Consider the following 18950-nt stretch of genomic DNA (forward strand, 5'->3'; position numbering starts at 1 on the left):
GAGAGGGCTCTGCCAGCACGTTCGGCCAGACCCTCGGGTCCACCGCCGCCGACGGGAACCCGGGAGTGCCCATTGCCGCTCGTCTACCGCACGCTCGTCGCCGTCCCCGACGACGAGGGGGACCTCGTCGCCGTCGCCTCGGCCGTACTCTCCCGCTGGCTGAGCAAACGCGGCAACTCGGGCGCGCGGGTGGACTTCGCCTCCTCCGGCCGCCATGAGCTCAGCAACCGCTCCCGTGCGCTGGTCGCGCGGCACGACAACGCCGACGAGGGCCTCACCTTCCTCCGCCTGACCACGGAGTCCGAGAAGCCGGACGGGGTGTGGCGGACCCTCGCCACCGTCGTCGTCGACCCCGAGCTCTCCCCGTGGAACCACCTGTGGATCGACATGACCGTCGACGCCGCGAGCGCCTCCGCGGCCCCGGACGCCCCCCGGCTGGACGTGATGCCACCCGAGGCCGCGCGGATGCTGCTGGAGTCGGTGGGCGCGTACGACGGCGCGCACCCGCTGCACCCCTGCCCCAGGATCGTGCGCGGCCGTGAGGAGGCCGACGTGTCCGCCCTGCTCTCGACCGTCCGCGACCCGCTCAGACGGATGGCGGTCGTCGCCACCGGTGCGCCCGGGGGCGTGACCGTCGCCGACTGGCGCAACACGATGGCGGGCGTGCTGTCCCGCTGCATGGGCATGTGCGCCGGGTACGTGCTGGACGGGGCCGCGCTGGAACGGGTGGGCCGCCTGCTCCCCCGGGACCTGGACGTCCCCGCCGGCGGGGTGCGCACGTTCTTACCCGGGGTGGACCTCACCGACCCGGAGAACGCCCAGCGTCACCCCCGGATGAACCCGGCCACACTCGACACCGCCCGCGACGGCGCACGCGTGCGCAACTGGGTGGGCGCCGCCCTCTCCCGCAGGGTCCGCGACAACGCCCTCGGGCTCGCCCTGCCCGGGCCGCTCAGAGCGATCGACGCCCTCCTGGCGGAGGAGACCGAGGACCTGCGACGGGGCCCGTACACTCCCGCTCCGCTCCCTGCGCGGACCGCACCGACCGGATCGGGGAACGCCATCGCCCACCAGTCCGAGCAGGATTCGGTCACCATGGCGGAACTCGCCGCCACCCAGGCCCAGGAGGAGCAGACACGACGACTGAGGGAGGAGGTGCGCCGACTGAGCACGCGGATCGCAGAGCTGTCGGAGGAACGCCAGGCCCTGCTCGCGGAGACCGCGGACCTGACCGAGGAACTGGACACCGCCCGGGAGGAACGGCGTGCCGCCCGTTACGAGGCCCGGTGGCTGCGTGACCAGGTGCGGGAAGCGGGCCTGTTCCGGTTGGCCGCGGCCCCGGCACCACTCGACCCCGAGCAGCGCCCCCCGTCCAGTGTGTCGGAGCTGTTGGAGCGGATCACCGACGGGACGGCGCTGCCCCACCTGTTCTTCACCATCGAGGACCAGACGGTGTACGAGCTCTCCGAGAGCCGCAAGGAGACGCTCTGGGTGACCCGGGCCTGGGAGGCCCTGCTGGCCCTGAACGACTACGCCCGATACCAGTTCGACAACCCCGGCAGCGGTCTGGGGTTCCACTCCTACCTGCGCGAGCCCCCGGACGGTTACCGGGTGATCCCGGTCAAGAGGCTGGCCTCGCAGGAGTCGGACTACGTGCGCAATCGGGGAAAGCTCAACGAGAAGCGGGTGTTCCGGGTCCCGGCCGAGGTGGACCCGGCGGGCCGGGTACCGATGTACGCGCACATCAAACTGGACATCGAGTACGGCATCTGTCCGCGCCTGTACTTCTTCCCGCACCTGGGCCCGGACACCACCAACCGGGTGTACGTGGGCTACCTGGGCCGCCACCTGCCCGTCCAGCAGTCCAACTGAGCCGGCGGGCCCGGGCACGCTCAGAGCACCCGGTGCCCGAAACTCCGGGAGAGCGGCGCCAGGTCCGGTTCACCGTGGGACTCCACCATCTCCTTGAACCGGATCTCCTTGTCCGCGCCGAACCGCCGGACCTTGGCGGCGTAGCTCTGCGCGGAGTGGAAGACCGGCGGATCGGTCTTGCTGTGGAACTTGTCGGCGTACATCACCAGTTCCTCCTCGGGGGACTCGGCCAGGTAGTCGGCGACCGGGAGGGGCAGACCCTGCTCACGAACGTCGTCGCTGGTCACCCCCACACCGGTGTGGTGTGAGCAGAACCGGCACAGGACCTCTGGCATCCCCTCCCCCGCGAGGAGCTCGTGGCCGAGCACCCCGTGGCCGACGTAGCGGTCGTGGTCGATGCGCCCGGAGCCGTCGATCAACCGGTAGACGCCGATGTCGTGCAGCAGGCACCCCGCGCGGACCAGGTCGGCGTTCACCCCGGGGGCCGCGCGGTCGAGGAGTTGTTCGGCCACGGCGCACACCGCCCGGCAGTGCGTGTACACGCGCTCGAAGGACTCGGGGGTGGGCGCGTGCCGCTCGTGGAGGGCGCGGATCTGTTCGTCGGTGGGAATCAGCACATCCGCACACTAGCCGCAGGCCCCGCCCCGTCTGCGCATACCCTGGAGCCCGTGACGGGAACGAGCACCGAGGCCGTGACGGGCCTGGCGGAGACGGAGTGGCGCGAGCGCGCCGAGCGGCACGAGCGGCGCGTGGACGCGCTGGTCGGCGACCACCTGCGGCGCCGGCGCGCGGGTGAGCGGCACCCGGTCGAGGACTTCCTGTTCACCTACTACAACCTCAAACCCGCGCAGCTGCGGCGCTGGCACCCCGGCGTCGGTTCGGTGCTGCTGGGCGAGGGCGCCCGCGCGCGGCTCTCGGAGCGGTTCTACACCGAACTCCCCGGCGGGGTGGGTCTGGACGTGCCCGCGTTCCTGGCCGCCCGCCCGGTGCTGGACTTCGTGGAGCGCCTGCTGTCCTCGGTCGCACGGCGCCCCGCGCACCTGGGCTGTTTCGGCCTGCACGAGTGGGCGATGGTGTACCGGACCGAGGAGGTCAGGCACGGCCAGGTCCCGCTACGGTTGGGCCACGAGGGCACCGACCGGGTCGTGGAGTCGCACCGCGTCCAGTGCTCGCACTTCGACGCCTTCCGGTTCTTCACCGGACCCGCGCGCCCGCTCAACACCCTGCAGCCCACCCGGGAGGCACAGGCGGAACTGGACCAGCCGGGCTGTCTGCACGCCAACATGGACCTGTACAAGTGGGCGTACAAGCTCACCCCGGCGGTGCCGTCGGAACTGGTGGCGGACTGTTTCGAGCTCTCCAGACAGATCCGCGTACTGGACATGCGCGCCTCGCCGTACGACCTCCGGGACTGGGGGTACCAGCCGGTGCGGATCGAGACCGCCGAGGGCAAGGCCGCCTACATGGAGTACCAGCGGGACTTCGCCGAACGCGGCACGGTCCTGCGCGAGCGGCTCCTGGCCGTGTGCCGGGACCTGCGCGCGGCGTCCTGACGGGGCCGCGGAGGCGTCTCAGGGCAGGTCGGCCCGGCCCTCCTCACGGGCCAGGCGTTCCCGGGCGAGGCGGTGGCCCCGCCACGTGCCCACGATCAGCAGCAGCATGCCCGCGGCCACCGGGCCCAGGATCGCGACGATCTGGCCGTTCGGGTCGGAGACCAGCGGGGTGAGGACCACGGCCGGCAGGAAGGCCAGCCCGGCCAGGACCGACCAGCGGGCGGAGGCCTCGTGCACCGCGTACCAGGCGGCGTCACTGGACCGGGTGTACCTGGTGCGGATTCCGACGAGTTCGTTGGGTCCGATCCGCCGTCGCGCCCCCAGGACGCCTACCGCCACCAGTGCAGCGGCCGCGCCGGACAGGCTCAGCATCACCAGGATCAGCGGGGCGAGGGGGATGGTCTGCTCGGCGGGCTGGGCGATCAGGGTCACTACCGGTCCTCCGTCGTTCTGCGTGCGGGAGCGTCCTCCGGGGGCAGGGCACAGGCGGCGGTCCCGCCCGGGAGCCGGTGCCGGTTGGCGGCCACGAGCCGGTAGGCGGCACGGCTGAGCAGGCGCACCCCGGGCAGCAGCATGAGGCGGCCCAGGACCCTGGCGGGGAGCCCCGCCGCCAGCAGGACCCCGGCGACCGCGTCGCCCCCGGCGAGCAGCCGCCCGTCCGGGTAGACGACCCAGGCCCGCTCGTCGGCCTGCTCCGGGGTGAGTCCCGCGGCGGCCAGGTCGACGTCCTGCCAGGCCGCGAAGGCGGTCCGGGTGCGCAGGCGGTCCCGGGCGAAGCCGACCGCCCGCTGGCAGAAACCGCAGTCCCGGTCGTACAGGAAGAGCCCGGAACCGGGAAACGCGCTCGCGTCCGTTCCTCGTCCCATACCCCTATTCTGCCGTAGGTCCGCGCGCCGTGACAGTCACGGATGTCACGGTCCGCCGCACGTCGCGCCGTGCCTGCTGTCATGACCGCGACCCGGCCTCCTCCGCCCGGACACGGCGAGGGGCGGGACCCGTGCGGATCCCGCCCCGGTGACGCACCCGGCGGAGCCGGTGCGCCGCGCTCTGCCTACGCCTCGGTGTCGGCGCCTTCGCCGCGGCGCTTACGGCTCATGTACAGGGCCGCGCCACCGCCGGCCGCCGCGAGGGCGCCCGCGGCCACCAGGCCGGCCAGGGCCGAACCGGTCACGGCGAGGTCGTCCCCGTCGTTCTCCGGGGTCTGGCCCGGCTCGGTGACGGGGGTGGTGGGCTCGGGCTCCTCGGTGGTCCCGTCCTCGGGCTGCTCGGTCTCCCCGCCCGGGGTCTTGCCGTCGTCCGGGACCTCGGGGGTCTCCGGGTTCTCGGGGTCCTCGGGGGTCTCCGTCTCCGGCTCGCCGGTCGGAGTGGGGGTCGGCGTCGGGGTCGGGTCGGTCTCGCCTTCCTCTTCCTCCTCGGCGCACTCGACCTTGAAGACCTTGTGCTTGGCCTTGCCCTTCTGCCCCTCGAAGGTCCACTCCAGCTTGTAGTGGCCGTCGTCGAGGGTGAGGAGCTCGGTGCTGCCGGCGCCCTCCTCGTCGAGGACGAGCTCGCCGTCCAGCTTCACCGTGCCCGCGTCGCTCGACCCGCCGTGGGCCAGGATCTCCCAGGACACCTCCTGGACGGAGTCGAAGCCGAAGGCGACGACCTGGAAGTCGCAGACCTTCGGTTCGTTGCGGTTGTCCTCCTCCGGGGTCTCGGGGTTGTGGATCTTCACCGTTCCGTTGTCACCGGAGGCGCCGGGGGCCGCGGCGGCGAAGGCACCGCTGCCGAGGACGAGGCCGGCGGTGAGGGCGACTCCGGTGATGAGTCGGGTGCTGAGCGCACCGGTACCGGGGGAAGGGAACACGGGGGACTCCTGTGTGGTCGATGCGGTCCACCGGGGCGGGAGTGGACAGAAGTTGCGAAAGGTACACAAGAAACTTACTGCTCTTCCCCGTGGCACGCCTGACAAACCCATAACCGAAAAATCACGATCAAGAAACTTGGCTCGGAATACCGGGGTTGGCTCAACCGCGAAGAGTGACCGGGGTTCCGCCTGTTCAGGGCCCTGCCCAGGCCGGGCTATGGCCACGAGGACGGCCCGTGCGGGTGAAAAACCCGTGGCGGCCCGCGTTCGGGCTGCCGAGGTTGGGCCCATGACCGACGCGAAGATCCGCCCCTACCGCGCCCCTCCCGCGAAGACCAGTGACCCCGTTGCCGGGCCCTGGCCTCCCTCCTCCGGCCGGGCCGGGACTGCACGAGTCCTCCGGGGTCGGTGGGATCCATGAGGTCCGTGGGGTCGGTCGCCCTACGAGACGGCACCGTGGCGGGCCTGTTCGACACCCAGGTGTACGTGTGCCGCTGCTTCACCCGGCCCACCCTCGACCCGTGATCTTGCTACCAGGGGCAACTTCGGCGCCCATTTCGCTTCTGGTAGCAAGATCACGGAAGATACAGGGGGTTATCCACAGCCTGGCAACAGGGTCTCGCTTCCGAAGGGACTCCACCGCATTCTGAAGGCATGACCCCTCCCGAACCCCGCCGTGGTCTCATCGCCCCGCAACAGTCCAGGCTCCACGCACCGGGGCGACCCACCGCTACCGCTCAGCGACGGCGCACCCATCCGTACCCTGCCGCGCGCGGTACCCGTGCGGTCCCCGGCTCCGCTCTCGCTGTCGCCGCTCGGCAGCACGGAGTACTCAGCTGGGGACAGGCCCGTGCCGCCGGTGTCACCAAGAGCGACGCGCGCCGCCTTGTTCGCAATGGTGAATGGGGGCGCCCGCACACCGGCGTCTACTCCGTACGAAGCCTGACCGCCCCTTCCGGCTCGGACGGGCACCTTCGCTCGGCAGCCATGGCCGCCCAACTGGCTCTCGGACCGGACGCCTTCGCCGGTGGCGAGACCGCCGCACTCCTGTGGGGGATGCAGGGTCTTCCGCGGTGGGACGGACGGACCGTTCACATGGTCATCCCCGCGCTCGGAGCCCAGCGTCACCACCATCGCATCACCCTGCACAGCTGGCAGGTATCTCCGGGCGAGGTCGCCACAACGACGGGCATCCGCCTGACCGACCCCGGCAGGACCCTGCGTGACACCCTGCTGCGGGTGGATCGGGAGACCGCTGTCTGCCTCATGGACTCCGCGCTGCACCGTGGACTCATCCTCGAAGAGGACGTGGAGGAACTGGAGCTGGCCAACCGAGGACGGAAGGGCTGTGTGAACGTTCGCCGGTGGTGGCCCCTGGCCGACGGGCGCGCCGAGAGCCCTCTGGAGACCCGCGTGCGCCTGATCTGCGTGGACGGAGGAGCGCCTCCGACGGACCTGCAGCACCGCTTTCGAGACGGCCTCGGCCGTACCATCGGCATCGCCGACTTCTGGTGGGAGGAGTACCAGCTCATCGGTGAGGCCGACGGACACGGTCCGCACGGCCTGCCTAGGGCACTGCTCAGGGACCGGGAGCGGCAGAACGCCCTCCAGCGCTGGCATCCGGGTGTGCGCATCGTCCGCTTCACCTGGCAGGACCTGAATCGGCCCCAGTACATTCTCGCCGCCATCACCCGCGCGGGAGGATAGGCACCTCCCCAGAGCACACCTGCGGCCCGTGGCCCGTGATCTTGCTACCAGAAGCGAAATGGGCGCCGAAGTTGCCCCTGGTAGCAAGATCTACTGGTTCATCCTGGTGTGTGTCGGGAGGGTTTCGACGGGAGCCGCCCGACAGCGGGGCTGGGGTGACTCCAGCAAGATCTGTCCCACGTGGACCTTGTCGTGACCTGTCCACCAGCACCCGCAGGCCAAGACCCTGGCCGCGGGAGTGACCTCATAGAAGCCTGTGCAGCCGATAACTCACAGTAGATCTGTCCCCCGGGCCAGGGCCCTGGTAGTCGTCCCGTTCCTGAACAAAGGAAAGACAGGACACCACCATGGTGACAGTGGGCATCGATCCGCACAAGAACATGCACCAGGCCCTCGCGCTGGCCGATGACGGCACCCGGCTGGGCACTGCCAAGAAGGTCACCGCGGGCCCGCAGGCCCTGGGCGAGCTCCTGGCCTGGATCCGCCCTCTGGCGGGCGATGCCCCGGTGTTGTGGGCGATCGAGGGCGGCCCCGGGCTGGGCCGGGCCATCGCTGACGCCTTGTTGGGGGCGGGCCAGGAAGTGGTGTGGGTGCCGGCGCGCGCGATGGCCGCCCACCGCCGCCTGAGCGGGGCGGTGGGCGCCAAGTCCGACGTGATCGACGCGGTGGCGGTGGCCCGCGCGGCGATGGCCGACCCTGATCTGGCCCGCCACCGTCTCGATCCGCTGGTGCGGCAGGTGCGTGTGCTGGTGGATCTGCGCCAGGACCTGGTGCGGCGGCGGGTGGCCCTGACCAACCGGGTGCTGGCGATGCTGCACCGGGAACTGGACCACAACCTGGGCAAGGGTGCGTTGGCCACCCGGGCCAAGGTGGGACGGGTGCGTGCGCTGGTGGAGGGGGCCGAGCTGGGTGAGGTGGTGCGATGGGCGCTGGCCGAGCAGCTGGGTGAGGTGCACACGCTGTTGGTGCGTATCGCTGGGGTGGAGCGGCGGCTCAAGGAGTTGGTGGAGCCGTTGGCGCCGAACCTGTTGGGGATTCGTGGTGTGGGTGTGGTCTGGGCTGCGGTGTTGCTTTCGCAGGTAGGGGACGTGTCGCGGTTCAAGACCTCGGCGAGGATGGCCCGGTGGGCGGGGTGCGCGCCGATCCCGGTGTTCTCCTCGGGGCGCCAGCGGCACCGGTTGCATCGGGGTGGGAACCGGCAGGTGAACCGGGCGCTGCACTCGATCGCTGTGGTGCAGGCCCGGTTCCATGGGCCGGCCCGGGAGTTCGTGCGTTCCCGGCAGGAGGCCAAGGGCACCAAGGGTGCGTATCGGGCGTTGAAACGGCATTTGATGGATGTGGTGTATCGGGCGATGGTCGCTGATCAAGTGGTGAGAGAGCGGGCTGTTGTCTCTCTTCAGCCCGCCACTTGACATAGAAGCGTCACGGCGGATGGGAGAGCGCGTTCGCCCCGGCTCAGCCCGCCCCGCGCACGATCCGTTCCGCCTGGTCCGCGCTCGGCCGGAGCTGCCCGGACAGGATCTGTTCGGCGTAGTGGCAGGCCACCCGGTGGGTACCGCTGCCCCGCACACCGTGCAGGGGGCGCAGCTCGGGGCGCTCGGTGTCGCAGCGCTCCTCCTGCCGCCACGGGCACCGGGTGTGGAAACGGCAGCCCGGGGGCGGGTCCGCGGGCGAGGGCAGGTCACCGGCGAGCAGGATGCGCTCCCGGGTGTCCTCCACCGTCGGGTCCGGTACCGGCACCGCCGACATCAGCGACCGGGTGTAGGGGTGCGCCGGAGAGCCGTACATCTCGTCGCCGGTGGCCTCCTCCACCAGCGACCCCAGGTACATCACCCCCACGACGTCGCTGACGTGCCGCACCACCGCGAGGTCGTGCGCGATCACCAGGTAGGTCAGCCCCAGCTCGTCCTGGAGCTCCTCCAGGAGGTTGAGTACCTGTGCCTGGATGGACACGTCCAGCGCGGAGACGGGCTCGTCGCAGATGATCAGGTCGGGTTCCAGGACCAGGGCGCGGGCGATGCCGATGCGCTGGCGCTGACCGCCGGAGAACTCGTGCGGGTAACGCTGGAGCGCCTTGGCGGACAGGCCCACCCGTTCCAGCGCCGCCACCACCCGGCGACGCTGGTCCTGCGCGGTCCGTGCGCGCCGCTGCCTGCGGGTGAGCCCCCGGGCCTCCTCGTCGGAGGGACCGCCGATCCCGTGGGTCTGCAGGCCCTCCAGGAGGATGGACCCGATGTTCTGCCTCGGGTTGAGGCTGCCCAGCGGATCCTGGAAGACCATCTGGAGGTTGGCGCGCTCACGGCGCATCGACTCCGGGTCGAGCCCGGCCAGGTCGCGCCCGTCGAACCAGACCTCGCCGTGGGTGATCTCGTTCAGCCGCAGGACCGCGCGACCCAGGGTGGTCTTGCCACAGCCGGACTCGCCGACCAGGCCGTAGGTACGGCCGCGCTCGATGCCCAGCGACACCCCGTCCACGGCGCGCACGTGACCGATGGTGCGGTCGACGACCACCCCGCGCCTGATCGGGAAGTGGACCTTGAGGTCCCTGATCTCCAGCAGGCTCATCCCCGCTCCTCCTCACTCGCCGCGGCCGGGATCTCCGGTTCGGGTCGGTCCGGGCCGGTGCGGCCGACAGGGTTCACGCACCGGTGGATGTGGCCGGGGCCCTCCTCCTGACCGGGCGCCGCGACGAGCGGGGGCGGCCCCTGGAGACACTCCATCGTGTAGTGGTCGCAGCGGGGGGCGAACGCGCACCCGTCCGCCCAGGCGATGTTGTCGTTGACCGAACCGCGCACCGGGGTGAGCGGGTCGCCGCGCGGCGCGTCCAGACGGGGGATGGAGCCGAGCAGGCCCACCGTGTAGGGGTGGGCGGGGTCGGCGAACAGCGGGCCGCGCGGGGCGGTCTCCACGGCCTTGCCCGCGTACAGGACGTTGATCTCGTCGCACAGCCCGGCCACCACCCCCAGGTCGTGGGTGATCATGAGCAGGGCGGTGCCCTCTTCGGTGACCAGGTCCCTGAGCAGTTCCAGGATCTGGGCCTGGATGGTGACGTCCAGGGCGGTGGTGGGCTCGTCCGCGATCATCAGCCGCGGCCGGCAGGCCACCGCCATCGCGATGAGCGCGCGCTGGCGCATACCGCCGGACAGTTGGTGCGGGTACTCGCCCAGGCGTCGGGTCGGGTCGGGGATGCCCACCCGGTGCAGCAGGTCGGCGGCCTCCTTGCGGGCGGCGGCGCCGCGCATGCCCCGGTGCCGCCTGAGGATCTCGGTGACCTGGACGCCGATGGGGACCACCGGGTTGAGCGAGCTGAGCGGGTCCTGGAAGATCATCGCCAGCTGGGACCCGCGCAGGTCGCGCATCCGCCGCTGGGAGACCTTCAACAGGTCCTGCTCTCCGTCGGGCAGGCGCATGAGGGCGCTCCCGCCGACCTTCACCCCCCGGTCCGGCAGCAGTCCCATCAGGGCCAGGGAGGTGACACTCTTGCCGCAGCCGGACTCGCCGACCAGGCCGGTGACCCGGCCCTCCTCCAGGGCGAAGGAGACACCGTCGACGGCGCGCGTCTCGCCCTGCCCCTTCCGGTGGAACACCACGGACAGCTCGTCCACCGCCAGCAGCGGTGTGCTGGTAGTCATGGTCACTTCCTCAACTTCGGGTCGAGCGCTTCCCGCAGCGCCTCACCCAGCAGGGTGAAGCCGAGCGCGGTGATGATGATGCCCAGGGCCGGGTAGACGGCCAGGGACGGTGCGCTGGACAGGAACCGCTGAGCCTCCGAGAGCATCGTCCCCCACTCGGGGGAGGAGGCGTCCGGGTTTCCCAGGCCCAGGTAGGACAGTGCGGCCGCGTCGATGATGGCGGTCGCCAGGGTGAGCGTGGACTGCACGATCACCGGGCCCATGGAGTTGGGCAGGATGTGGGTGAGGGCGATCCTGTGCCTGCGCACGCCCAGCGCCTCGGCGGCCAGAACGTACTCGCGGCTGCCCTGGGAGATCATCGCCCCGCGCAGCAGGCGGGCGAAGATCGGGATCTGGGCGACGCCGACCGCGACCATGACCGTGGTGAGGCTGGGCCCGACCAGGGCGGCGACGGTGACGGCCAGCAGCAGGGTCGGCATGGCCAGCATCATGTCGATGACGCGCATGACGACGTTGTCGACCTGGCGCCCCCACCGGCCGCCCAGGACCGAGCAGGCGCCGGCGGCACCGCCGAGGAGCGCGCCGAACAGGAATCCGACGAGGGTGGCGACCACGCCGACCAGGAGGGTCTGACGGGCGCCGATCACCATCCGGGAGAACATGTCCCGGCCCAGGTGGTCCAGGCCCAGCCAGTTCTCGGCCCGCGGGCCGACGAACTCGTTGCGGTTGGGGAAGACCTCGCCGCCCCAGGTCTGGGAGGTGGCGCCGTAGGGGGCGATGAACTCCGAGAGCAGCGCCACGACGACGAACAGCGCGACGATGGCCGCTCCGGTGATCGCCATCGGGCTGCGGCGCATCCGTTGGAGAGCCTCGCGCCAGATCCCGGCGCCGTGGCCCTCGTCGCCCCGTTCGCCCATGAGTTCGGCGAGTCGGTCGACCTTGGCGGCCCTGCGCTGGTGGAGCGGGACCTGGGACGGGTTGGTGCTCGGTGTCGTAGGCATCACTGGGCCCGCACTCTCGGGTCGAGGAGGCTGTACGAGATGTCGACCAGGAGGTTGATGAACACGTACATGGTGGCGATGAGCAGGATGAACCCGGTGAGCACCGGGTAGTCGCGGTTCTGCGTGGCCTCGTAGACGAACGATCCGATGCCCGGGAAGGCGAAGACGCTCTCGGTGAGGACCGCTCCGGCGAAGAGGCTTCCGGCCAGCAGGCCGACGGCGGTGACCACCGGCAGCAGGGCGTTGCGGAGCACGTGGCGGGTGCGCACGGTCGTGCGGTGCAGGCCCTTGGCGTTGGCGGTGCGGACGTAGTCCTCGCCCATCACCTCCAGGACGCTGGCCCGGGTCATCCGGGTGATGACGGCGAGCGGGATGGAGGCCAGCGCGAGCCCGGGCAGCACCAGGTGGGCGAGGGCGTCCGTGACGACGTCCCATTCCCGGGTCATCAGGCCGTCGAGGACGACGAATCCGGTGATGTCGGTGCGGCTGAGCCCCGGAGAGAGCCGGAAGGCCGACGGGAAGACGCCGAGCCGCTCGGCGAAGATCACCTTGAGGATGAAGGCCAGGAAGAACACCGGTGTGCAGATACCCAGGAGGGAGCCGCCGACGGCGGCGAAGTCCAGCACCGTGCCGCGACGGCGCGCGGCGAGGTAGCCCAGCGGCAGACCGGCCGTGACGGCGATGAGCATCGCGGTCACGGCGAGTTCGAACGTGGCGGGGAACCGGAGGAGGAACTCCTCCAGCACGGGGCGCCCGGTCTGGATGGAGGTTCCCAGGTCGCCCTGGATGATGCGACGGAGGAAGGCCAGGTACTGAACCGCGACGGGTTCTTCCAGGCCGAGCGAGCGCCGTAGCGCGGCGCGCTGTTCGGCGGTCGCGTCGTCGGGGAGGAGGGCGTACTCCGGACCGCCCGGCAACCGTTGGAGCCAGACGAACAGCAGGATCGACAGGCCGCCCAGTGTGGGGATCAGCTGTAGGAGTCGCCTGACGATGAATCGCAGCACCTTCGCCGCCTTTCGCCAGTGGTGGGAACGATGGACGCGAAGCGTCCCCGCCGGGGTGTGGCGGGATGTACGTGGGCCCCGGAGGTACGGGAAGGGAGGGGTCCTGCGAGGCGGGCCCGGCCGGTCTGGGCCGGCCGGGCCCGGTGCGTGCCTCTCCCGGGTCGGGGAGAGGGGGTCCGACTACTTCCAGGAACCCTCGGCGAAGTTCTCCTGGGTCAGCGGGCTGACGTTCGGCGGGTTGACGTCCCCGGAGAACGCGATGGAGGGCGGCGAGCTGGAGATGGGCAGGCCCGGCAGGACGTCCATCACCATCTCGTTGAGCTCCTGGTAGCCGGCGACGCGCTCCTCGGCGTCCGGGTTGGAGCTCACCTCGGCCATCCGGTCGAACAGCTCCTGGTCATCCAGGCCCCAGGCACTGCTGGGGCCGGCGAACCAGGTGCCGATGAAGTTGTAGGCGTCGTTGTAGTCACCGGTCCAGCCGAGCAGGTAGAGCGGGCAGTTACCGCTGTCGGTCTGGTTGATGTACTCGGCCCACTCGTAGGAGGTGGCCTCGACCGTCACGCCGACCTCCTGGAGGTCCTCCGTGATGACGTCGAAGATGTCCTTGGGGGCGGGCATGTAGGGACGGGTGACCTCGGTGGGGTAGCAGAACTCGACCTCCAGCTCCCCCTCCCCGTAACCGGCGTCGGCCAGCGTCTCCCGGGCCAGGTCCGGGTCGTACTCGAACTCGCGCACGTCCTCGGACCATCCGTCGAGGGTGTCCGGGTGGAACTGGGTGGCGACCTCGCCGCCCTCGGGGAGGATGGTGTCCACGATGCGCTGGCGGTTCACCGCGTGGGAGAGGGCCTCACGGACCTCCAGGTCGGCCAGGGCCTCGTGGTCCTGCTGGTAGGCCAGGTAGAGGACGTTGAACACGTCGCGGGTGGGCACCTCGAAGCCCGCCTCCTGGAGCGGGGCGACGTCCGCCGGAGCGACCAGGTCGTAGCCGTGGATGTCGCCGGCCTCCAGCGCCTGGCGGCGGGCGTTCTCGTCCGGGATGGCCCGGATGATCATCGTCTCGAAGCCCGCCGGGTCGCCCCAGTAGCCGTCGAAGCGGTTGAGGGTGATCTCGCCCTGGTCCTGATTCCACTCCTGGACCGTGAACGGACCGGTACCGGCGACCGTCCCCGGGACCTGGCTGTACTCGGGCAGGGTCGGGTTGCCCTCCTCACCACCGATCTCCTGGCCCTCCATGGCCTCCAGGCTGCTGGGGCTCATGATGCCGAAGGCCGCGAGGCTGAAACCACCCGGGTAGAGGGAGGAGTACTCGCTGACCTCGATGACGGCGGTGAGCTCGTCCTCGGCGTCGCAGGAGACGAAACGCGGCTCCGGCGGGGCGTGGTCCTCTTCGTTCTCGGCGAAACCACCGAAGATCTTCTGCCAGTAGTACGAGTTGTTGGAGCTCTGGTAGGCACCGGTCAGATTGAACCAGCGGTCGAAGTTGGCGCAGACCGCTTCGGCGTTCAGTTCGTCTCCGTCGTGGAACTCCACGCCGTCACGGAGGCCGAAGGTCCAGACGGTTCCGTCCTCGGACTGGTCCCAGGTCTCGGCCAGTCCACCGACGATTTCGGAACCGCCGGATTCGTGCTGCAGAAGGGTATCGAAGACCTGGCGGCTGTAACGGAAGGTTTCTCCGTCGGTCGCGAGGAAGGGATCGAGCGATGCGATGTCGCCGGCGGAGGCGAAGACGAACGGCTGTTCGCCGCCGTCAGAGGCGTCTCGGTCGCTTTCCGCGCAGGCCGTCGCCACGAGCGTGAGCGACGCCGCGGCGGCCAGGAGGCCGAGCGGATTTCGGGAAGACTTCGTGAACATGGTCCACCTCAGTGTGGGGCCGGGGGGTCGGGTCCCTGAACGATGAGTCGGACCCTAAACCGCACCATGACCGCCTGGGAAGGTAGACGGCTTGGTATTAATACAACCGTTTCAGATCTGTGCCGTGATCCATAGGTCGGTTTTTGACCCACAGGTGTTCAACCGAGGTCCGTCTCCGCGGGCACTCCGGGTTTGCTCCGGCATCCCCCGGACATTCGCCCGACCACCATTGCCAATTCCTTTATCCGACCATGGGACGAATAACCTTTTCGACGTTGTGTCCGCTTCCCGGGTCCGCCCGGGGGCCGCGCGAAGGCGCTGCTCGTCCTATGATCTGCGGATGAACACTCCCCTTGACGACGCGGACCTCACCGCGTTCCTCGAAGGCCAGGACAGCGCCTGGCTGGCCGAGCAGTTGATGCTCGTCGCCGACGAGGACCCCATCACACGCATCCGCCTGAGCGCCGCGGCCGGAGCGGAGAGCGCGGTGGAGGAGGCCCGGGCCGTCGTGCTGTCCCGGACCACGGAGCACTCCTCCGCGGCTTCGGCCCAGGACCCCGACGACGGGGATCCGCTGCACCGGGCGCTCGACCTGCTGGACGACCTCCTCGACTACGGCTTCGAGGACGAGGTCGGCGACATCGCCGACGAGGCACGCGAGCTCTACACGACCCGGCACGGCCAGGACGACAGCGAGCACCTGGCCCGCCTGCACGTCCTGGCCGACGGCGAGGAGGACTGATCCGACCGGGGCGGGCCCGGGTCGGCCGCAGCACGTCCCCCGCATGGTGAAGGGCCCGGTGGGGCGGGAGTGCTCCCGCCCCACCGGGCCCCTGGCGTACCGGTCCTCCGCGGACCTACAGACCGCACCAGCGGCGCACGCTGGTGCTCCACAGCGCGATGTTCACGATGATCGCGAAGAGGGTCGCCAGCAGCCCAGCACCCAGCATCGGGGTGTCCGCCAGTTTGCCGGCCGTGTACAGCGCGGACACGGCCGTGCCGAGCGCGACCAGCGCCCCGAACTGGGCCGATCGCCACAGCACGTGGCCCGCACGGCGCACGGGCAGCGCCAGCACGGCCATCCCCAGGGCGACCAGCGCGGCCAGGACCAGCAGGAACCGCAGATCGCTCACGACCGGGCCGGGAGCGCCGGCGTCCAGCATCGTCCAGGACTGGTAGGCCAGCAGGGCGTACCCGGCGGCGGCGACGAACATCAGGACACAGGTCTGCCGAACGTCCTGCGGGGGTCGCACGCCCGGGTGGCGTGCGGCGAGAATGCTCTGCCGGGGCGCCGGAACCACGCTGAAGGGCCGGGAGGCGGAGGAGACAGGGGACGTTTGGGTGTCTTGCATGACGAACAGGGTCGCGCGCCGGGGCGCACTACACAAGTGGAGCACGATCTCCCGAACACACGGTTGCCATATCGTCACATATCCACACGAAAACCTCTGCTCAGTCCTGTGTGACGCGCAGCCGACCCGACACGTACTCCAGGGCCTGAGCGACGAGCGAGTCCAGGTCACCGCGCAGGTCCAGCTCCACGCCGGCCTCGTCCGGGCCGAGCCTTTGCAGCGTTTCCATCTGGGAGCGGAGGAGGGCGGGCGGCATGAAGTGGTCCTCCCTGGCCCCGATCCGCTCCCAGACCACCTCGGAGGGCCCGTGCAGGTGGAGGAAGCTCACCCCGGGGGCCCCGGTCCGCAACACGTCCCGGTAGGTGCGCTTGAGCGCGGAGCAGGCCATGACCGTGGACTCGCCCCGCTCCTCGTGCTCGGCGATCCACCCGGCCAGCTCGCGCAGCCAGGGCCACCGGTCGAGGTCGGTCAGCGGCGTCCCGGAGGACATCTTGGCGATGTTGGCCTCTGGGTGGAAGTCGTCGGCCTCCGCGAAGGGCAGCCCGAGCCGCTCTGCGACCCGTTCGGCGACACTGGTCTTACCGCTGCCGGATACGCCCATGAAGACAAAGTGCATGATCTCTCCGTGTCCTGGCTCGCCGCACGGCCGCGACGCCGCCACCAATAGTGGTATCAATCAATCCGGCTAGGCTTCAGCCTGAGACTCCGGCCAGGCCCGGCCGGGGCGAACGAAACCTGGGAAGCAACGGGGAACGACGATGGCGACCGAGCACCGAACGCTGCACAACCGGGTGCTGGCGGTCCTCGGCCCCGCGATCGCCGGCGGTGAGTACGTGTCCGGGCACGCCTTCACCCTCCAGGGGCTGGAGCAGGAGTTCGGGGTGTCCCGGACGGTCGCCCGCGAGGCGGTCCGCGTCCTGGAATCGATGGGGCTGGTGGTCAGCCGGCCCAGGACCGGCATCCGGGTCAGGCCCCAGCGGGACTGGAGCGTCTTCGACCCGCAGCTGATCCGCTGGCGCCTGACCGGTTCGGGCCGGATGGAGCAGCTGCGCTCGCTCAACGAACTGCGCGCCGCGGTGGAACCGGGCGCCGCCGCCCTGGCCGCCGAACGCGGCCCCGCCGACGAGCGGGCCCAGCTCGTGGTGGTGGCCGAGCAGATGTCCCGGACCGGCCGGGCCGGCGAGCTGGAGACCTTCCTCGAACTCGACGTGGTCTTCCACCGCCGCATCCTGGAGCTGTCCGGCAACGAGATGCTGTCCGGCCTGGCCGAGGTGGTGACCGAGGTACTGGTCGGCCGTACCTCCTACGACCTGATGCCGCACAACCCCCGCCCGGAGGCACTGCGCCTGCACACGGCGGTGGCACAGGCCATCCGGGACGGGTTGCCCGACGTGGCCGAGGCGGCGATGCGGTCGATCGTCACCGAGGTCGCGGATGCCCTCAGGGGTGACGGCCCGCCTTCGCCCTGACCCGGATCCCGCCCGCGCCCCGGGTCACAGGATCAGGTGGAGTCCGAAGGCGAACCCGAAGCCGATGAAGCCGATCAGGGTCTCCATCACGGTCCAGGTCCTGAGCGTGGTCCTGACGTCCATCCCCAGGAAGCGCCCGACCAGCCAGAACCCGGAGTCGTTGACGTGCGAGAGCGCGGTCGCGCCGGAGGCGATGGCGATCACGATCAGGGCCAGGTCGATCGAGCTGAGCCCGGAGGTGTTCTGCACGGCCGGGGCGACCAGCCCGGCGGCCGTGGTGAGGGCGACCGTGGCCGACCCCTGGGCGACGCGCAGCGCGAGGGCGATGACGAACGCAGCGACGATGACCGGCATCCCGGTGGACTCCAGGCTGCCCGCGAGTGCGTCACCGATCCCGCTGGTGCGCAGGACGCCGCCGAACATGCCGCCGGCGCCGGTGATGAGGATGATGCCGCAGACGGGACCGAGCGCGCCGCCGACGATCTCCTCGACCCGCTGCCGGGTGAAGCGGCCCCTGCTGAGCACGGCCATCGCGTAGATGACGGTGATGAGCAGTGCGATGGGCGTCTGGCCGAGCAGCAGCAGTGACTGGACCCAGACGGCGCCCTCGGACAGGGTCCCGGTGGCGACGAGGGTTCCGGTGCCGGTGTTGGCGAAGATGAGCAGCATCGGCAGCAGCAGGATGCTGAGGACGGTGGCCAGACGCGGCGGGTTCTCGTGGGTGACCTCGCCGTCGGCCGTGACGTCGTCGGGGGCGGGGAGTTGGAAGCGCCTGCCCGCCCAGAGGCCGTAGAGGTAGCTGGCCAGGTACCAGGTGGGGATGGCCAGGACCACGCCCACCAGCAGGGTGAGGCCCATGTCCGCGCCGATCTCGACGGCGGCGGTGACCGGTCCGGGGTGCGGCGGCACGAAGGCGTGCATGACCGCGAAGGCGCCCGCCGTGGGCAGGGCGTAGGTGAGCACGGAGCCGCCGAGGCGGCGGGCCACGCTGAAGACGATCGGCAGCATGACCACGAGGCCGACGTCGAAGAAGATCGGGAAGCCGAAGAGCAGCGAGGCCGCGCCGAGCGCCAGGGGCGCGCGCTTCTCACCGAACAGCTTGATGAGCGCCCCGGCCAGGACGGCCGCACCGCCGGTGACCTCCAGCATGCGTCCGATCATCACGCCCAGCCCCACGAGCAGGGCCACGTTGGCGAGCGTGCCGCCGAACCCGTCGAGGAGGGTGGGCACCACCCCGTCGACCGGGATCCCCGCCGCGAGGGCGGTGAGCACGCTGACCAGGACCAGCGCGATGAACGCGTGCAGCTTGAAGCGGATGATCAGGAACAGCAGGAGGGCGATGGCCCCTGCCGCGATTCCGAGGAGGGGACCCGTGCCGTAGACGGGTGCGAAGTTCTCCACGACGGAGCCTTCCAGTGGACGGGACGGTGGTGCTCGGCCGTGTCGGAACACGCCCTTGACCTGCTCTTGGACCAGGCTCCGAGAATGGTAATACCATTTGTGATCCCATGTGAACTCCAGGTTTCGATTTTGTGATGGAGACGCAGGTCACAGGCCTGGAATCCGTGGGAGACACCTCCGGCACAGCCATCCCGCCACCGATCCGCCTCCGGTCCGGAGCGATCCCGCGGCCCGGTGCTCCCCCGCCCGTGGGGTACGACCG

General features: G+C 70.5%; 18 protein-coding genes and 1 pseudogene. 7 read left to right on the forward strand and 12 right to left on the reverse strand.

The features are described from left to right. The first annotated feature begins 72 nt into the window (after positions 1-72). A complete protein-coding gene (locus ACUKCB_RS15615) occupies positions 73-1872 on the forward strand; it encodes a hypothetical protein (RefSeq protein WP_473036346.1) in 1800 nt (599 codons plus the stop codon). 20 nt (positions 1873-1892) lie between these two features. On the opposite strand, the gene ACUKCB_RS15620 is transcribed toward ACUKCB_RS15615, so the two are convergent. Continuing rightward, complete coding sequence (locus tag ACUKCB_RS15620; RefSeq protein WP_473036347.1) at positions 1893-2489, reverse strand: HD domain-containing protein; 597 nt, start codon at positions 2487-2489, stop codon at positions 1893-1895. A gap of 51 nt (positions 2490-2540) precedes the next feature. On the opposite strand from ACUKCB_RS15620, the gene ACUKCB_RS15625 reads away from it, so the two are divergent. Further along, entirely contained in the window at positions 2541-3425 is an 885-nt protein-coding gene (locus tag ACUKCB_RS15625) for a 3-methyladenine DNA glycosylase (RefSeq protein ID WP_473036348.1), read from the forward strand. 18 nt (positions 3426-3443) lie between these two features. On the opposite strand, the gene ACUKCB_RS15630 is transcribed toward ACUKCB_RS15625, so the two are convergent. The 3 genes from ACUKCB_RS15630 to ACUKCB_RS15640 form a co-directional block, all read right to left on the reverse strand. Continuing rightward, positions 3444-3857, reverse strand: coding sequence for an SdpI family protein (locus tag ACUKCB_RS15630; protein ID WP_473036349.1), 414 nt, complete (start codon positions 3855-3857; stop codon positions 3444-3446). Continuing rightward, on the reverse strand, positions 3857-4291 hold the full coding sequence (locus ACUKCB_RS15635; RefSeq protein ID WP_473036350.1) for a thiol-disulfide oxidoreductase DCC family protein: 435 nt from the start codon (positions 4289-4291) through the stop codon (positions 3857-3859). Before ACUKCB_RS15635 ends, ACUKCB_RS15630 begins: the two co-directional genes overlap by 1 nt. 185 nt (positions 4292-4476) lie before the next feature. Further along, entirely contained in the window at positions 4477-5271 is a 795-nt protein-coding gene (locus tag ACUKCB_RS15640) for a hypothetical protein (RefSeq protein ID WP_473036351.1), read from the reverse strand. A gap of 654 nt (positions 5272-5925) precedes the next feature. On the opposite strand from ACUKCB_RS15640, the pseudogene ACUKCB_RS15645 reads away from it, so the two are divergent. The 3 genes and pseudogenes from ACUKCB_RS15645 to ACUKCB_RS15655 form a co-directional block, all read left to right on the forward strand. Next, positions 5926-6192 (forward strand): annotated as a pseudogene (locus tag ACUKCB_RS15645) (type IV toxin-antitoxin system AbiEi family antitoxin domain-containing protein); the annotation flags it as partial. 66 nt (positions 6193-6258) lie between these two features. Continuing rightward, a complete protein-coding gene (locus ACUKCB_RS15650; protein ID WP_473041163.1) occupies positions 6259-6978 on the forward strand; it encodes a hypothetical protein in 720 nt (239 codons plus the stop codon). A 347-nt stretch (positions 6979-7325) separates the two neighbouring features. After that, positions 7326-8390: an IS110 family RNA-guided transposase gene (locus ACUKCB_RS15655; RefSeq protein WP_473036352.1), complete on the forward strand. Its 1065-nt coding sequence runs from the start codon at positions 7326-7328 to the stop codon at positions 8388-8390. A 43-nt stretch (positions 8391-8433) separates the two neighbouring features. Here the strand turns inward: ACUKCB_RS15655 and ACUKCB_RS15660 are convergent, their stop codons facing one another. The 5 genes from ACUKCB_RS15660 to ACUKCB_RS15680 form a co-directional block, all read right to left on the reverse strand. Then, positions 8434-9543 carry an ABC transporter ATP-binding protein gene (locus ACUKCB_RS15660; RefSeq protein WP_473036353.1) on the reverse strand — a complete coding sequence of 370 codons (1110 nt, stop codon included), beginning with the start codon at positions 9541-9543 and terminating at the stop codon, positions 8434-8436. Then, the gene (locus ACUKCB_RS15665; RefSeq protein ID WP_473036354.1) at positions 9540-10610 is read right to left on the reverse strand and encodes an ABC transporter ATP-binding protein; all 1071 of its coding nucleotides are present in this window, start codon (positions 10608-10610) and stop codon (positions 9540-9542) included. The genes ACUKCB_RS15660 and ACUKCB_RS15665 overlap by 4 nt, the downstream gene beginning before the upstream one ends. Before the next feature lie 2 nt (positions 10611-10612). Then, a complete protein-coding gene (locus tag ACUKCB_RS15670; RefSeq protein ID WP_473036355.1) occupies positions 10613-11611 on the reverse strand; it encodes an ABC transporter permease in 999 nt (332 codons plus the stop codon). Continuing rightward, a complete protein-coding gene (locus ACUKCB_RS15675) occupies positions 11611-12615 on the reverse strand; it encodes an ABC transporter permease (protein ID WP_473036356.1) in 1005 nt (334 codons plus the stop codon). Before ACUKCB_RS15675 ends, ACUKCB_RS15670 begins: the two co-directional genes overlap by 1 nt. A 180-nt stretch (positions 12616-12795) precedes the next feature. Next, positions 12796-14466 (reverse strand): ABC transporter substrate-binding protein, encoded by a 1671-nt coding sequence (locus ACUKCB_RS15680; protein ID WP_473036357.1) that lies wholly within the window; start codon positions 14464-14466, stop codon positions 12796-12798. A 340-nt stretch (positions 14467-14806) separates the two neighbouring features. Here ACUKCB_RS15680 and ACUKCB_RS15685 point away from each other — a divergent pair, with 340 nt between their 5' ends. Further along, entirely contained in the window at positions 14807-15208 is a 402-nt protein-coding gene (locus ACUKCB_RS15685) for a hypothetical protein (RefSeq protein ID WP_473036358.1), read from the forward strand. 115 nt (positions 15209-15323) lie between these two features. On the opposite strand, the gene ACUKCB_RS15690 is transcribed toward ACUKCB_RS15685, so the two are convergent. Together ACUKCB_RS15690 and ACUKCB_RS15695 are read right to left on the reverse strand one after the other, a co-directional pair. Beyond that, complete coding sequence (locus tag ACUKCB_RS15690; RefSeq protein WP_473036359.1) at positions 15324-15818, reverse strand: hypothetical protein; 495 nt, start codon at positions 15816-15818, stop codon at positions 15324-15326. A gap of 100 nt (positions 15819-15918) precedes the next feature. Further along, a complete protein-coding gene (locus ACUKCB_RS15695) occupies positions 15919-16434 on the reverse strand; it encodes a gluconokinase (RefSeq protein ID WP_473036360.1) in 516 nt (171 codons plus the stop codon). Between the two features lie 142 nt (positions 16435-16576). Between ACUKCB_RS15695 and ACUKCB_RS15700 the strand changes: the two genes are divergently transcribed. Further along, positions 16577-17287, forward strand: coding sequence for a FadR/GntR family transcriptional regulator (locus ACUKCB_RS15700; protein ID WP_473036361.1), 711 nt, complete (start codon positions 16577-16579; stop codon positions 17285-17287). 24 nt (positions 17288-17311) lie between these two features. On the opposite strand, the gene ACUKCB_RS15705 is transcribed toward ACUKCB_RS15700, so the two are convergent. Further along, complete coding sequence (locus ACUKCB_RS15705; RefSeq protein ID WP_473036362.1) at positions 17312-18688, reverse strand: GntP family permease; 1377 nt, start codon at positions 18686-18688, stop codon at positions 17312-17314. Positions 18689-18950: the final 262 nt, after the last annotated feature.

It is taken from the genome of Nocardiopsis moroccensis (assembly GCF_055763695.1).

Coding starts and splice junctions, on each gene's coding strand:
- ACUKCB_RS15655 (WP_473036352.1), top strand. CDS start 7,326: ATGGTGACAGTGGGCATCGATCCGCACAAGAACATGCACCAGGCCCTC.
- ACUKCB_RS15695 (WP_473036360.1), bottom strand. CDS start 16,434: ATGCACTTTGTCTTCATGGGCGTATCCGGCAGCGGTAAGACCAGTGTC.
- ACUKCB_RS15635 (WP_473036350.1), bottom strand. CDS start 4,291: ATGGGACGAGGAACGGACGCGAGCGCGTTTCCCGGTTCCGGGCTCTTC.
- ACUKCB_RS15665 (WP_473036354.1), bottom strand. CDS start 10,610: ATGACTACCAGCACACCGCTGCTGGCGGTGGACGAGCTGTCCGTGGTG.
- ACUKCB_RS15650 (WP_473041163.1), top strand. CDS start 6,259: ATGGCCGCCCAACTGGCTCTCGGACCGGACGCCTTCGCCGGTGGCGAG.
- ACUKCB_RS15700 (WP_473036361.1), top strand. CDS start 16,577: ATGGCGACCGAGCACCGAACGCTGCACAACCGGGTGCTGGCGGTCCTC.
- ACUKCB_RS15685 (WP_473036358.1), top strand. CDS start 14,807: ATGAACACTCCCCTTGACGACGCGGACCTCACCGCGTTCCTCGAAGGC.
- ACUKCB_RS15690 (WP_473036359.1), bottom strand. CDS start 15,818: ATGCAAGACACCCAAACGTCCCCTGTCTCCTCCGCCTCCCGGCCCTTC.
- ACUKCB_RS15660 (WP_473036353.1), bottom strand. CDS start 9,543: ATGAGCCTGCTGGAGATCAGGGACCTCAAGGTCCACTTCCCGATCAGG.
- ACUKCB_RS15670 (WP_473036355.1), bottom strand. CDS start 11,611: ATGCCTACGACACCGAGCACCAACCCGTCCCAGGTCCCGCTCCACCAG.
- ACUKCB_RS15680 (WP_473036357.1), bottom strand. CDS start 14,466: ATGTTCACGAAGTCTTCCCGAAATCCGCTCGGCCTCCTGGCCGCCGCG.